General features: G+C 61.8%; 8 protein-coding genes. 4 read left to right on the top strand and 4 right to left on the bottom strand.

Annotated elements, in window-relative coordinates; genetic code table 11:
* Nucleotides 1–255: 255 nt before the first annotated feature.
* Nucleotides 256–2,949: a putative bifunctional diguanylate cyclase/phosphodiesterase gene (locus ACODSV_RS09535; RefSeq protein ID WP_150056505.1), complete on the top strand. Its 2,694-nt coding sequence runs from the start codon at nt 256–258 to the stop codon at nt 2,947–2,949.
* 72 nt (nt 2,950–3,021) lie between these two features.
* Nucleotides 3,022–3,669: a peptide-methionine (S)-S-oxide reductase MsrA gene (msrA, locus tag ACODSV_RS09530; protein WP_024073024.1), complete on the top strand. Its 648-nt coding sequence runs from the start codon at nt 3,022–3,024 to the stop codon at nt 3,667–3,669.
* A gap of 128 nt (nt 3,670–3,797) precedes the next feature.
* Here the strand turns inward: msrA and ACODSV_RS09525 are convergent, their stop codons facing one another.
* Complete coding sequence (locus ACODSV_RS09525; protein WP_150056168.1) at nt 3,798–4,634, bottom strand: 23S rRNA (adenine(2030)-N(6))-methyltransferase RlmJ; 837 nt, start codon at nt 4,632–4,634, stop codon at nt 3,798–3,800.
* A gap of 230 nt (nt 4,635–4,864) precedes the next feature.
* On the opposite strand from ACODSV_RS09525, the gene ACODSV_RS09520 reads away from it, so the two are divergent.
* Nucleotides 4,865–6,142 (top strand): O-acetylhomoserine aminocarboxypropyltransferase/cysteine synthase family protein, encoded by a 1,278-nt coding sequence (locus ACODSV_RS09520; protein WP_024073022.1) that lies wholly within the window; start codon nt 4,865–4,867, stop codon nt 6,140–6,142.
* On the opposite strand, the gene ACODSV_RS09515 is transcribed toward ACODSV_RS09520, so the two are convergent.
* The 3 genes from ACODSV_RS09515 to putP all read right to left on the bottom strand — a co-directional run bounded on the left by ACODSV_RS09515 (nt 6,128) and on the right by putP (nt 10,357).
* Nucleotides 6,128–6,883: a DUF4123 domain-containing protein gene (locus tag ACODSV_RS09515; protein WP_150056167.1), complete on the bottom strand. Its 756-nt coding sequence runs from the start codon at nt 6,881–6,883 to the stop codon at nt 6,128–6,130. The two genes, ACODSV_RS09520 and ACODSV_RS09515, sit on opposite strands and share 15 nt — an antisense overlap.
* Nucleotides 6,838–8,670, bottom strand: coding sequence for a type VI secretion system Vgr family protein (locus ACODSV_RS09510; RefSeq protein ID WP_024073020.1), 1,833 nt, complete (start codon nt 8,668–8,670; stop codon nt 6,838–6,840). The genes ACODSV_RS09515 and ACODSV_RS09510 overlap by 46 nt, the downstream gene beginning before the upstream one ends.
* A gap of 202 nt (nt 8,671–8,872) precedes the next feature.
* Nucleotides 8,873–10,357, bottom strand: coding sequence for a sodium/proline symporter PutP (putP, locus tag ACODSV_RS09505; RefSeq protein WP_024073019.1), 1,485 nt, complete (start codon nt 10,355–10,357; stop codon nt 8,873–8,875).
* A 461-nt stretch (nt 10,358–10,818) separates the two neighbouring features.
* Here putP and putA point away from each other — a divergent pair, with 461 nt between their 5' ends.
* The gene (gene putA / locus ACODSV_RS09500) at nt 10,819–14,772 is read left to right on the top strand and encodes a trifunctional transcriptional regulator/proline dehydrogenase/L-glutamate gamma-semialdehyde dehydrogenase (RefSeq protein WP_150056166.1); all 3,954 of its coding nucleotides are present in this window, start codon (nt 10,819–10,821) and stop codon (nt 14,770–14,772) included.
* Nucleotides 14,773–14,776 lie beyond the last annotated feature (4 nt).

Genomic DNA, 14,776 nt, shown 5'->3' with positions numbered 1-14,776 from the left:
AGCGCCACGCTCGTACCTCAACCCCGCCACTTGGCGGGGCTTTTTTTTGGGCAATTGTTGGACGGGGGAAACAGGGTTGTACACCACCCATCCCCCCGATTGCAGAAATCCTCCACGCAGCCGATAACACACATATAGCACTTAGCCTTCATCCTCTCTTGTCAGCCTGTGCTGCATGATGCAACCTTGCCGCAGGCAACAGTAAAGAGGGCGCGAGCCCGGCGCCGAGTGCGTTTTTTCAAGTGAGCTTCCCCCATGAAAAGCCAACCCGATGTCGCCCGTACGGCGGCCGAGGTAGTGACGCAATTACCGGTGCCTTCGCGCCTCGGTATGCTGCGTTTCGAGCGGCTTAATGAGGCAAGCTGGGCCCTGCTGTACCTGGACCCCAATTGCGAGCGCCAATTCGGCCTGCCGGCGGTGGAGCTGTGCGCCCTGATCGGTTCTCCGTACGCCAGCCTGATGGAGCCACAGGCGCGCTATCAGCTGCATGACGCCATCCAGCAGCAACTGGCCCAGAGCCCCCACTATCTGGTGCGCTACACCTTGCACACCAGCAATGGCCCGCTGAGCGTGCTGGAAATGGGCGAAGCCTACAAACAGCACAATCGTCACCTGCTGCGTGGCTACCTGATGGTGGTCGACGGCCTCTTCAACGCCCCGCCTTCCGATGCCCCGACAACGGACCTGGAAAGCCAGAACAGCCGCCTGCAGATTGCGCTGGAACTCAACCAGCGTGCGCAACAGGAGCAATTGCAACACCTGGAGCGGGTGCGCGCCCAGCAGGAGCTGATCCTGCTGCTGGCCCGCCAGCGCTACACCACGAATAATTCGCTGCAGGAAGCCGCCGAGCTGATCACCCGTAGCGCCTGCGATATCTACCAGATCGGTTGCGCCAGTATCTGGAACCTCGAAGGCCAGCGCCTGGTACCGATCTCGGCGTACCGCCACGCCGATCAGCAGTACCATTTGCCCGAACCGATCGATGCCAGTGGCTTTCCGGACTACCTGGAAGCCCTGCAAACCAGCCGGGCCATCGATGCCACCAATGCCATGCGCGACCCGCGGACCCGGGAGATGGCCGAATCCCTGCGGGCCAAGGATGTGTACGCCATGCTCGACGCGAGCATCCGGGTGGATGGCCAGGTGGTTGGCGTGTTGTGCCTGGAGCAGACCGGCAGCCCACGGGCCTGGCAGTCCGACGAGATCGCCTTTGCCGGCGAGCTGGCCGACCAGTTCGCCCAGGTCATCAACAACCACAACCGCCGCACCGCCACCAGCGCCTTGCACCTGTTCCAGCGCGCGGTGGAACAAAGCGCCAACGCCTTCCTGCTGGTCAATTGCGATGGCGTGGTGGAGTACGTCAACCCCAGCTTTACAGCGATCACCCAGTACAGCACCGAAGAAGTCCACGGCCACCGCCTGGCACAATTGCCGGCGCTGGAGAACCTCAGCGAGCTGCTGTTCGACGCCCCTTCCAGCCTGGCCCAGAGCAACAGCTGGCAGGGCGAGTTCAAGAGCCGACGCAAGAACCTGGAACCCTACTGGGGCCAGTTGTCGATCTCCAAGGTCTACGGCGACAACCGTGAACTGACCCACTACATCGGCATCTACGAAGACATCACCCAGACCAAGCTGGCCCAGCAGCGTATCGAGCGCCTGGCCTATACCGACAACCTGACTAACCTGGGTAACCGTCCGGCGTTTATCCGCAACCTCGACGAGCGCTTTGCCCGCGACAGCGACAGCCCGATCAGCCTGCTGCTGGTGGACATCGACAACTTCAAGCGGATCAACGACAGCCTCGGCCACCAGACTGGCGACAAACTGTTGATCAGCCTGGCCCGTCGCCTGCGTAACAGCCTCAGCGCCGGCGGCAGCCTGGCACGCTTCGCCAGCAACGAGTTTGCGGTACTGCTCGACGACACTGACCTGGAGAGTGGCCAGCAGGTCGCCAGCCAGTTGTTGGCGACCCTCGACAAACCGATGTTCGTCGACAACCAATTAATCAGCGTCACCGGCTCCGTAGGCCTGGCCTGTGCGCCGCTACATGGGCGCGACCCGCAAACCCTGATGCGTAACGCCGGCCTGGCGCTGCACAAGGCCAAGGCCAACGGCAAACACCAGGTGCAGGTGTTTACCGAGGCGCTGAATGCCGAGGCCAGCTACAAGCTGTTCGTGGAAAACAACCTGCGCCGCGCCCTGACCCAGAACGAGCTGGATGTGTTCTACCAGCCCAAGCTGTGCCTGCGCAGCGGTCGCTTGCTGGGCATGGAGGCGTTGTTGCGCTGGAACCACCCGGAAAAGGGCATGATCCGCCCCGACCAGTTCATCAGCGTGGCAGAAGAGACCGGGCTGATCATCCCCATCGGCAAATGGATCGCGCGCCAGGCATGCCGCATGAGCAAACGACTCAGCGCCGCCGGCATGGGCAACTTGCAGGTGGCGATCAACCTGTCGCCCAAACAGTTTTCCGACCCGGACCTGGTAGCCTCGATTGCCGCGATCCTCAAGGAAGAAGAGCTGCCAGCCAACCTGCTGGAACTGGAACTGACCGAAGGCTTGCTGCTGGAAGCCACCGAGGACACGCGCCTGCAACTGGACCAACTGAAAAGCTTGGGCCTGACCCTGGCCATGGACGATTTCGGCACCGGCTACTCGTCGCTCAGCTACTTGAAAAAATTCCCCATCGACATCATTAAGATCGATCGCAGCTTTATCCACGAGATCCCGGACAACCAGGACGACATGGAAATCACCTCGGCCGTGATCGCCATGGCCCACAACCTCAAGCTCAAGGTCGTGGCCGAGGGCATTGAGACCTCCGAACAATTGGCATTCCTGCGTCGGCATCGTTGCGACGTCGGCCAAGGCTACCTGTTCGACCGGCCCATCCCCGGCTCAGAACTGCTCGAGAAGCTTAAACGCTACCCGCGCGGGCCAATCGCCTGACAGCGCGGTAACACTCGGGCACACTGGCGGTCTGAATTTTTACCTAACTCAATCTGACTGAGAGGACTGATCATGGTCTTGCGCTCGGAAATTCTGGTGAACAAAAACGTGCTTCCTACTCAAGAACAAGCTTTGCCTGGCCGTGAAACCCCGATGGCGCTGCCAGAGACGCACTTCGTCAACGGCAACCCACTGCTGGGCCCATTCCTCGACGACGTCGGTTTCGCAATCTTCGGCCTGGGTTGTTTCTGGGGCGCGGAACGCAAGTTCTGGCAGCGCGACGGCGTGGTCAGTACCGTGGTCGGCTACGCCGGCGGCTTCACACCGAACCCGACCTACGAAGAAGTCTGCTCGGGCCTGACCGGCCACAGCGAAGTGGTGCTGGTGGTATACGACCAGGCCAAGGTCAAATACGAAGACCTGCTGAAGATGTTCTGGGAACTGCATAACCCGACCCAGGGCATGCGCCAGGGCAATGACATCGGCAGCCAATACCGCTCGGTGATCTATGCCACTACGCCTGAACAGCTGGCGGCAGCGAAGGCCAGTGCCGAGGCCTATCAGGCCGAACTGACCAAAGCGGGCCTGGGCACTATCACCACGGAAATCGACGAAGCACCGACGGTGTACTTCGCCGAGGCCTATCACCAACAGTATCTGGCGAAGAACCCGCAGGGCTACTGCGGGATTGGCGGTACCGGCGTGACTTGCCCGATCTAAGATCAACATGAATCAAAATGTGGGAGGGGGCTTGCCCCCGATAGCGGAGCGTCAGTCGGTACATCTGTAACTGACATACCACAATCGGGGGCAAGCCCCCTCCCACATTGGTTTAGCGCCAGACGTGGTTACTCGGCAATAAGCCAATCCATCTGCCACCCACCCTGGGTCTGGCCCAGCTTCTTGGACAGCCACGGCAGCAGCTCACGCAACTCCTCCTCCAGGCCCCACGGCGGGTTGGCGATCGCCAGGCCCGAGCCGGTCAGGGTGTTGGGGGTGTCCAGCGGATGCACGAGCAACTCCACACGCAGTAACTTCGGTGCACCGGTACCGGCCAGGTCCTGGTAGAAGCGGCGCAACATGCGCTGGTCCTTTACCGGATACCAGATCGCCGCGACCGTCTGGCGCATGCGGCCCACCGCTTCCTTGAGGGACGCCGCGCAGCGCTGCATCTCATCGAGTTGTTCGAACGGCGGGTCGATCAGCATCAACGCGCGTTTCTCCGGCACCGGCAACAGGGCTCGCGGCACGTGCCAGCCCTCGCCCAAGTGCACCTTGACCCGACGATCACCCTTCATGTTGTCCTTGAGTAACACGCCGTCTTCCGGGTGCTTTTCATTGAGCAGCACACGATCCTGGGGCCGTGTCAGGCGGCGCGCCAGCTCGGGCGAGCCGGGGTAGTAGCGCAACCGGCCGTCCGGGTTCATCTCCTGCAGTACGCGCATGTAATCGGCGGTCAGCGGCGGCAGGTCGCTCTCGCCCCACAGCCGGGCGATGCCTTCCAGGTACTCACCCGTGCGGTTGGCCTGGTCGCCCTGCAAGTCGTACAGGCCAATGCCGGCATGGGTGTCGAGATAGGCGAACGGCTGCTCCTTGCGCGACATCAGGGCGATGAGGCGGGTCAAGGTCAGATGTTTGAAGACATCGGCATGGTTGCCGGCGTGAAAGGCGTGACGATAATTCATGGTTGCTCCTGCGCAGGGAGCGAAGTTTACCTTCTACCGGGGCAAAGGTGCAGGGCCGCATGCCAGGCGGTGCTTATGCCGCAAATACAGGACGACCGCTGAAAACAATCTAATCCCTACAGGCTGTGCGGGCTTGCCCATGATGTAAGCGACGCGGTATTACCTGCACTGCGCGATGGTGCCATCACCGGCAAGCCAGCGCCCACTCTCCAAGGAGGTCAATAACAATTATGAAAGACGCCACCCTCGCACTGCACCACGGTTTCAAATCGGACCCGACCACCAAAGCCGTTGCCGTACCGATCTACCAGAACGTCGCCTTTGAATTCGATAACGCCCAGCATGGCGCCGACCTGTTCAACCTGGATGTGCCCGGCAACATCTACACGCGGATCATGAACCCGACCAACGATGTACTTGAGCAGCGCATGGCCGCACTGGAAGGCGGCATCGCCGCCCTGGCGGTCTCCGCCGGCAGCGCGGCAATCCACTATGCGATCCAGACCCTGACCCGTGCCGGCGACAATATCGTCACCACCCCGCAACTCTATGGCGGCACCTACACCCTGTTCGCCCACCTGCTACCGAGCTTTGGCGTCGACGTGCGCTTCGCACGCAACGACTCTGCCGAAGCCATCGCCGAGCTGATCGATGACAATACCAAGCTGGTGTACTGCGAAAGCATCGGCAACCCGGCGGGTAATATCATCGACCTCGAAGCCCTGGCCAACGTCGCCCACGCCCGCGGCGTGCCGCTGATGGTGGACAACACCGTGGCCACGCCGATCCTGTGCAAGCCGATCCAGTTCGGCGCCGATATCGTCGTGCACTCGGTGACCAAATATGTCGGCGGGCATGGCAATTCCCTCGGCGGCGTGATCGTCGACAGTGGCACGTTCCCGTGGACGAAATACCCGGAAAAATTCCCCGGCCTCAACCAGCCCGAGCCGGCTTACCACGGTGTGGTCTACACCGAGAAATTCGGCCCTGCCGCCTTTATCGCCCGCGCACGCACCGTGCCCCTGCGCAATACCGGCGCGGCGCTCGCCCCCATGAATGCCTTTCTGTTGCTGCAAGGCCTGGAGACCCTCGCCCTGCGTATGGAACGCCACACCGAGAACGCCCTGAAGATCGCACAGTTCCTGCAACACCACGTCGAGGTCGAATGGGTCAGCTATGCCGGGCTGCCGGACCACCCGCACTACGCCCTGGCGCAGAAATACATGCAGGGCAAGCCGTCGGCGATCCTGTCCTTCGGCTTGAAGGGCGGCTACGACGCCGGCGTGCGCTTCTACGATGCGCTGCAAATCTTCAAGCGCCTGGTCAATATCGGCGATGCCAAGTCCCTGGCCTGCCATCCGGCCTCCACCACCCATCGACAGATGAACGAACAGGAACAGGCCAAGGCCGGCGTGAAGCCAGAAATGATTCGGTTGTCAGTGGGCATCGAGGCGATCGAAGACCTGATCGATGATTTGCAACAGGCGCTGGCGTCAGCCCGACTCTAAGGCCAGGTAATCGGCCAGTGCCGCCGGGGTTGCGTGCGGCATACGGACGAAATAGGCGACCTTGTGCCTCAAGGTCGCAGCCGCAAAGGCCCCATGCAAATCGGGCCGCTCCTCCTCCAGCCATTGCAGCAGGTTTTCCACCTGGGTGACGCTGGAGTGATCGGCCAGGGCCTGGAGTACTGCCTCCGACATCGCCCACCACGGGCTGCTTTTGGCCGGCCCTGCTCCGCTGCTTGCCAGCGCATGCAACTCACCGTTGATCCAGTAACGATGAAACACCGGCAACATCGCCTTCGCCTCCGAACCCATCGCTTGCAGCATCGGCAGCAGGTAAGTCCCGTCCCAAAAGCGGAAGAACACTGCTTGCCCATCCGGCATCAGCACTTTGGTCAGGCTGCGCAAATGCGCCACGACGGTCGATAACGGACAGGTGGACACCGCCAACCAGCCCCAATCGCGGCCCTCGCACTCAGCCGCCCAATCCAGAAATGCGCTGTCCACGGCAACCACTGCGGCATGGGGCATCACCGGTTCCCATTGAGCGTATTCGGTTCCAGCCCAGATCGCCTCGGGGGGTTGCTCTCCCGACTCGCGCCAGGCTGCAACGGGGCAATAATCGCTGGCGCTGCCCAACACGGCAAACAATTGCTCCCCTGGCTGCAGGGGGTCACGCTTCAGCCATTCGCGGGGGGCAATCACAGGGCACCGCCATGGGTCGTGGTGCAGACGCCGTTCTTGCATCGCTCACACTCCGCGCAAAATGGTGCGCTGCGCTTGAAATTGAGTACCTGCGCCATACCCAGCAACACCGGGGGAACCGCGGGCACACTCGCCGGCGCGGCACTGAGTTGAATCGGCGCACTGCTGAAAATCCCCGCCGCCGATACCGTGATCGAATGCCCTCCCGCCTGCAGCGTGATACTTCCCGCTGCGTCCACCGTAACCCGCTGCCCCGCGTTGAACGCCATGTCCTGGCCGGCCTGCAGACGGAAGTCGTGCAACACCTGCTGGCGCCAGTCACGCTCGGCGCGCAGGTAGATTTCCTCGGCACCTTTGCGGTCCTCGATGCACAGCTCGTTGTACCCACCCCCACCGGGGCTGCTCTGGCTGCGAAAGATGCTGCGGGTCTTGTCAGCCGGCAACGTCAGCGGCACGGGCGTCACCGCATTGGGCACGCAGCCCATCACCATCGGCATGTCGACGTCACCATTGACGAACCCGACCAACACCTCCATGCCGACCCGCGGGATCAACATCGAACCATAGCGCTGATGGGCCCAACCACTGGCCACCCGCAGCCAGCAACTGGAGTGTTCGTCGTGCTGCCCGGCGCGGTCCCACGCCATTTGCACCTTGACCCGCCCCAAGGCGTCACAATGAACCTCGCTGCCACCGGGGCCGGTCACCACGGCATTCTGGTAACCGGCGACCAACGTACGAGCCTGCGGCAAAGGTGGACGAAACGTGACATCCCAGGGGGCGGCGACAAAGTCGTTGCGATAGCCCTGGCGAAACTCAGCGCCCGGCACTTGCGTCACCGAGTCCTCCAGCACCTGGGGTTGCAACCCCTCGTGGGTAACGGCCGTCACCAGCCACAAATCATTCCACTCCTCACGGGGGTGACCGGCGAGCCGTAGAAACTGGCCACAGAGCATGGCCGACTGATCGCTGCTGCCATGAGCCAGGCGATGATCACAGCGGTGACGTTCCAAGGCGCGCTGCGCGAGGTACTTGCCATGGGAACGGTCGCTGAAGCGGCCCGGATAGCGCTGCTCTTCAAGGCGTGGGAACTGCTCCCCGGCCACCGCACTTTCCAATGTCACATTCGGCTTGGAAAAGTCGTAGTCGCGCAGGCTGACCGCCGTGGTGCGCGCCTGGACTCTTACGGTAAAGCGCTTGATCGCCGGCGTATCCGCCACCATTCCCGAACCGGGGTGATAGGGCGTGGCCTGCTCGGCCTGGGCAAATACCGTCTGGTCGTCACCAAACACCAGCAAGTGCCTGTCCGGCGAATGCTGGAAGTGATAGTGAATACCCACCTCGGCGCACAAGCGCTGTACGAACGCCAGATCGGTCTCATCAAACTGCACGCAATACTCCCGCTCAGGGTATTTGCCACTCAGGCGAAACTCGAAGGTATCGCCCTGGCACCCCTGCCCTTCCAGCACCAGCGAAATGATCTGCGGCACCGTCTTACCCTGGAAAATACGTTGATGACTGCTGTGTTGCAGGTAAGCCAGCTGCGGCACCAGGCGCAACTGATAGCGGGTCAGGCGCCGGCCGGCGTCGCCTTGGGCGGCGAGATAAACCAGGCCATGGATACCGTGGCCCTGGGGGGCGAACCCCAGAAACGCCTCGCGATGCATCAGGCTTTCCAAGTCAAGGTCCGGCTGCTCGCCCACCACTTCAAGATCAAAGCAATAGGGCTGGCTCAGGGTTTCCTGGCCTTTGAAGCTGTAGACCTTGAGATCACTGGCAACCCCATCCAGGGTCAGGGTGAAGGCACTTTGATTGGCAGGAGCGAACATCCGGTGTTTCTCTGCAAAGGGTGGGCGAGCGATTTTGCACCAGCCCCACACCCCACTGGGCATGCTTCAGGCAAATCAGTAAATCCCTACAACTGAGCGTCTGGATTTTCTTAGAGCCGAACGAATCGCAGGCCAAAAAAAGGCCCGCCATCCGAAGGAGGCGGGCCTTTCTCAACTCAACGAGTGCTCAGCACTCGGCGAATTACTTGTTGAGGTTGTAGTCTTTTTCCGCTGCATCAAAACGCTCGACCATACCGGCAGTCGGTGCGCCCAGCTTGCTGACGATGTAGATCGCCAGGCTGGCAAAGATGAAGCCTGGAATGATTTCGTACAGGCCCAGTAACGCGAAATGCTTCCACACGATCACCGTAATCGCGCCGACCAGGATACCGGCCAGTGCGCCGTTACGGGTCATGTGTTTCCAGATCACCGAGATCAGCACCACAGGGCCGAATGCCGCACCGAAACCGGCCCAGGCATAACTGACCAGGCCGAGGACACGGTTGTTCGGGTTGGCGGCCATGGCGATGGCGATCAAGGCCACCAGCAGCACCATGGCGCGACCGACCCACACCAGTTCAACCTGGGAGGCGTTCTTGCGCAGGAAAGTCTTGTAGAAGTCTTCGGTCAGGGCGCTGGAGCACACCAGCAACTGGCAGCTCAGGGTACTCATCACCGCCGCCAGGATGGCTGACAGCAGCACACCCGCGATCCAGGGGTTGAACAGCAGCTTGGCCAGCTCGATGAACACACGCTCGTGGTTCTCATTGACCGGGCCGGCCACTTCCGGGTGCGCCGAGAAGTAAGCAATACCGAAGAAGCCTACGGCGACGGTGCCGCCCAGGCACAGGATCATCCAGGTCATGGAGATGCGTCGTGCGTTGGCGATCGACTTCACCGAGTCCGCCGCCATGAAACGCGCGAGGATATGCGGCTGGCCGAAATAACCCAGGCCCCAGCCCATCAGCGAAATGACGCCGATGAAGGTGGTGTTTTTCAGCATGTTGAAGTTGTCGGGGTTCTTCGCTTCGATCGCCAGGAAGGTGGTATCGACGCCACCGGTGGCCAACAGCACGATGATCGGCGTCAGGATCAGCGCGAAGATCATCAGGGTGGCTTGTACGGTGTCGGTCCAGCTCACCGCCAGGAAACCACCGACGAAGGTGTAGGCAATCGTCGCCGCAGCACCCGCCCACAAGGCCGTCTCGTAGGACATCCCAAAGGTGCTTTCGAACAGACGGGCACCGGCCACGATGCCGGAGGCGCAATAGATGGTGAAGAACACCAGGATCACCACCGCGGAGATGATCCGCAGCAGGCCACTCTTGTCTTCGAAACGGCTGGAGAAGTAGTCCGGCAGGGTCAAGGCGTCGCCGTTATGTTCGGTCTGTACCCGCAGGCGACCGGCCACGAACAGCCAGTTGAGGTAGGCACCGACGATCAGGCCGATGGCGATCCAGCTTTCCGACAGGCCGGACATGTAGATTGCGCCCGGCAAGCCCATCAACAACCAGCCACTCATGTCGGAAGCTCCGGCCGACAAGGCCGTCACCACGCTACCGAGGCTGCGGCCGCCCAGGATGTAATCGGAAAGGTTGTTGGTGGAGCGATAGGCCATGAGGCCGATCAGTACCATTGCTGCGATGTAGATCACAAACGTGATCAGGGTGGGATTGCTAACGCTCATTAGAGTGACGCCCTGGCTTTGTTTTTATGTAGCGACGGTCTGTCGGACGGCCACCCGTGGATAGTGGGGTAGACGAACCGGCGTGCCGTGCATTTATGACTGGCGTTTCCCCAGGAAAGCCGCCAGCCGATGAACCGAACCCTGAAGGCGGTTGCACCTTGGGCGCGAATGCTATTCAACAAAGCAAATAAGGTGCAACCAGTTTCTGGGGAATAAGTTGCACCCAGGTGTAAATTCGAGAAAACAGCGTGTTTTTGCTCCTTTTCGGAGCAAGAACAGCCGATCTCAGAAGCAAATGCACCAATACCAAGCCGATTCCGTCGAAGGCCGGTTTTTTTCCGATGAAGCATCGAAAATTTCCTGAACAAAAAGGGTTGCACCCGGTTGCACCTCTTCATGCGCAAAGCTAATCTTGCCGCCAGCTGATGCCACTCGGTAGTGGCACCCATGAGGATAAGAAAATGGCTACGACCACCCTTGGGGTCAAACTCGACGACCCGACCCGCGAGCGCCTGAAGGCCGCCGCGACCTCCATTGATCGCACGCCGCACTGGCTGATCAAGCAGGCGATTTTCAATTACCTGGAGAAACTCGAGGGTGGTGCAACCCTGACCGAGCTCAATGGCTTGAGCAGCAAGGATGCCGATGATGCCGGTGAGGTTCAGGCCGACCACGCCCACCAATGCTTCCTGGAGTTCGCCGAGAGCATCCTGCCGCAATCGGTACTGCGCGCCTCGATCACCGCCGCTTACCGTCGCCCCGAACCAGAAGTGGTGCCGATGCTCATCGAGCAGGCTCGCCTGCCAGTGCAGATGGCCGAAGCCACCAACAAGCTGGCCGCTTCGATTGCCGAAAAACTGCGCAACCAGAAGAGCGCCGGCGGCCGTGCCGGCATTGTCCAGGGTCTGTTGCAGGAATTTTCCCTGTCATCCCAGGAAGGCGTGGCACTGATGTGCCTGGCCGAAGCGCTGCTGCGTATCCCGGACAAAGGCACGCGTGACGCGCTGATCCGCGACAAGATCAGCACCGGCAACTGGCAGCCGCACCTGGGCAACAGCCCGTCGCTGTTCGTCAATGCCGCCACCTGGGGCTTGCTGCTGACCGGGAAACTGGTCGCCACCCACAACGAAGCCGGCCTCACCTCGTCCCTGAGCCGCATCATCGGCAAGAGCGGCGAGCCGATGATCCGCAAGGGCGTCGACATGGCCATGCGCCTGATGGGCGAACAATTCGTCACCGGCGAAACCATCGCCGAAGCCCTGGCCAATGCGAGCAAGTTCGAAGCCAAGGGTTTCCGCTATTCCTATGACATGCTCGGTGAAGCCGCACTGACCGAACACGATGCGCAGAAATACCTCGCGTCGTACGAACAAGCCATTCATTCCATCGGCAAAGCGTCCCATGGTCGCGGGATTTATGAAGGCCCGGGCATCTCCATCAAGTTGTCGGCACTGCACCCGCGCTACAGCCGCGCGCAGTACGAACGCGTGATGGACGAGCTGTACCCGCGCCTGCTGTCCCTGACCCTGCTGGCCAAGCAATACGATATCGGCCTGAACATCGACGCCGAGGAAGCCGACCGCCTGGAGCTGTCCCTGGACCTGCTCGAACGCCTGTGCTTCGAGCCGCAACTGACCGGCTGGAACGGCATCGGTTTCGTGATCCAGGCGTACCAGAAGCGCTGCCCGTATGTGATCGACTACGTCATCGACCTGGCGCGCCGCAGCCGCCATCGCCTGATGATCCGCCTGGTGAAAGGCGCTTACTGGGACAGCGAAATCAAGCGCGCCCAGGTCGAAGGCCTGGAAGGCTACCCGGTATACACACGCAAGGTGTACACCGACGTTTCCTACATTGCCTGTGCACGCAAACTGCTGTCGGTGCCGGAAGCCATCTACCCTCAGTTCGCCACGCACAACGCCCATACGCTGTCGGCCATCTACCATATCGCCGGTCAGAACTATTACCCCGGCCAGTACGAGTTCCAATGCCTGCATGGCATGGGTGAACCCCTGTACGAACAGGTCGTGGGCAAGGTGTCGGAAGGCAAGCTGAACCGTCCGTGCCGCGTCTATGCACCGGTCGGCACCCACGAAACACTGCTGGCCTACCTGGTACGCCGCCTGCTGGAAAACGGCGCCAACACCTCGTTCGTCAACCGTATCGCCGACCAATCGATCTCGATTCAGGAGCTGGTGGCCGATCCAGTGGCCAGCATCGAGCAGATGGCGACGCTGGAAGGCGGCTTCGGCCTGCCGCACCCGCGTATCCCGCTGCCGCGTGACCTGTACGGCAGCGACCGCGCCAACTCGGCCGGTATCGACCTGGCCAACGAACACCGCTTGGCGTCGCTCTCCTGCGCCCTGCTGGCCACTGCGCACAACGACTGGAAAGCCGCGCCGATGCTCGGATGCGCCGCCAGCAATCAAGCAGCGGCAGCGGTATTGAACCCGTCCGACCTGCGCGATGTGGTCGGCCACGTACAGGAAGCCACCGTCGAAGACGTCGATAACGCGATCCAGTGCGCCATCAACGCCGGCCCGATCTGGCAGGCCACCCCGCCCGCCGAGCGCGCCGCGATCCTGGAACGGGCCGCCGACCTGATGGAAGGCGAGATCCAGCCACTGATGGGCCTGCTGGCACGCGAAGCCGGCAAGACCTTCGCCAACGCCATCGCCGAAGTGCGTGAAGCCGTGGACTTCCTGCGCTACTACGCGGTACAGGCGCGCAACGACTTCACCAACGATGCCCACCGCCCGTTGGGCCCGGTGGTCTGCATCAGCCCATGGAACTTCCCATTGGCGATCTTCAGCGGCCAAGTCGCCGCGGCACTGGCCGCCGGTAACCCAGTGCTGGCCAAGCCTGCCGAACAGACCCCACTGGTTGCCGCCCAAGCCGTGCGCATCCTGCTCGAAGCCGGTATCCCGGAAGGCGTGCTGCAACTGCTGCCAGGCCAGGGTGAAAGCGTGGGGGCACGCCTGGTCGGTGATGATCGCGTCAAAGGAGTGATGTTCACCGGTTCCACCGAAGTCGCGCGCCTGCTGCAACGCAGCGTCGCCGGGCGCCTGGATGCCCAGGGTCGTCCGATCCCGCTGATCGCCGAAACCGGCGGCCAGAACGCAATGATCGTCGACTCCTCGGCGCTGACCGAACAAGTGGTCATCGATGTGGTGTCGTCCGCGTTTGATAGCGCCGGCCAGCGTTGCTCGGCCCTGCGCGTCCTGTGCCTGCAGGAAGATTCGGCAGACCGCGTGATCGAAATGCTCAAGGGCGCCATGGCGGAATGCCGCCTGGGCAACCCAGAGCGCCTGTCGGTGGATATCGGCCCGGTGATCGACGCCGAAGCCAAGGCCGGCATCGAGAAACATATCCAGGCCATGCGCGACAAAGGCCGCAATGTGTACCAGGTGGCGATTGCCGATGGCGAAGAGATCAAGCGCGGCACCTTCGTGATGCCGACCCTGATCGAGCTGGAAAGCTTCGACGAGCTGCAACGGGAAATCTTCGGCCCGGTACTGCACGTGGTGCGCTACAAGCGCAAAGAAATCGATCAGCTCATCGGCCAGATCAACGCCTCCGGCTACGGTCTGACCCTGGGTGTGCATACCCGCATCGACGAGACCATCGCCAAGGTGATCGACAACGTCAATGCCGGTAACGTCTATGTGAACCGCAACATCGTCGGGGCCGTGGTCGGCGTACAGCCATTCGGCGGCGAAGGCCTGTCGGGGACCGGCCCGAAAGCCGGTGGCCCGTTGTACCTGTATCGCCTGCTGTCGACCCGTCCTACGGATGCCATCGAGCAATCCTTCGTACGCGGCGACAAGCTGACTGCACCCGATGTGCGCCTGCGCGACGCCATGAGCCAACCGCTGAACGCCCTGAAAACCTGGGCCGACAGCCATAAGTTCAGCGAACTGAGCGCCCTGTGCACGCAGTTCGCCGCGCAATCGCAAAGCGGTATCACTCGCCAACTGGCCGGCCCGACCGGCGAGCGCAACAGCTACGCCATCCTGCCTCGCGAGCACGTGTTGTGCCTGGCGGAAGTCGAAGGCGATCTGCTGACCCAGCTCGCGGCGGTCTTGGCCGTTGGCGGTTCAGCGGTATGGCCGGAAACTGACCTGACCAAAGCCGTGTTCACACGCCTGCCGAAGGAGATTCAGGCGAAGATCAAACGCGTGGCGGACTGGACCAAAGACGAAGTGGTGTTCGACGCGGTCCTGCACCACGGCGATTCCGACCAACTGCGTGCGGTGTGCCAGCAAGTGGCCCAGCGTGGCGGGGCGATTGTCGGCGTGCATGGTCTGTCCCAAGGGGAAACGGCGATTGCCCTGGAGCGCCTGGTGATCGAGCGAGCGTTGAGCGTCAACACCGCTGCGGCGGGCGGCAACGCCAGCCTGATGACCATCGGCTAACCCT

This window comes from Pseudomonas sp. FG86, from assembly GCF_057808775.1.
This window is presented reverse-complemented; position numbering and strand designations above follow the sequence as displayed.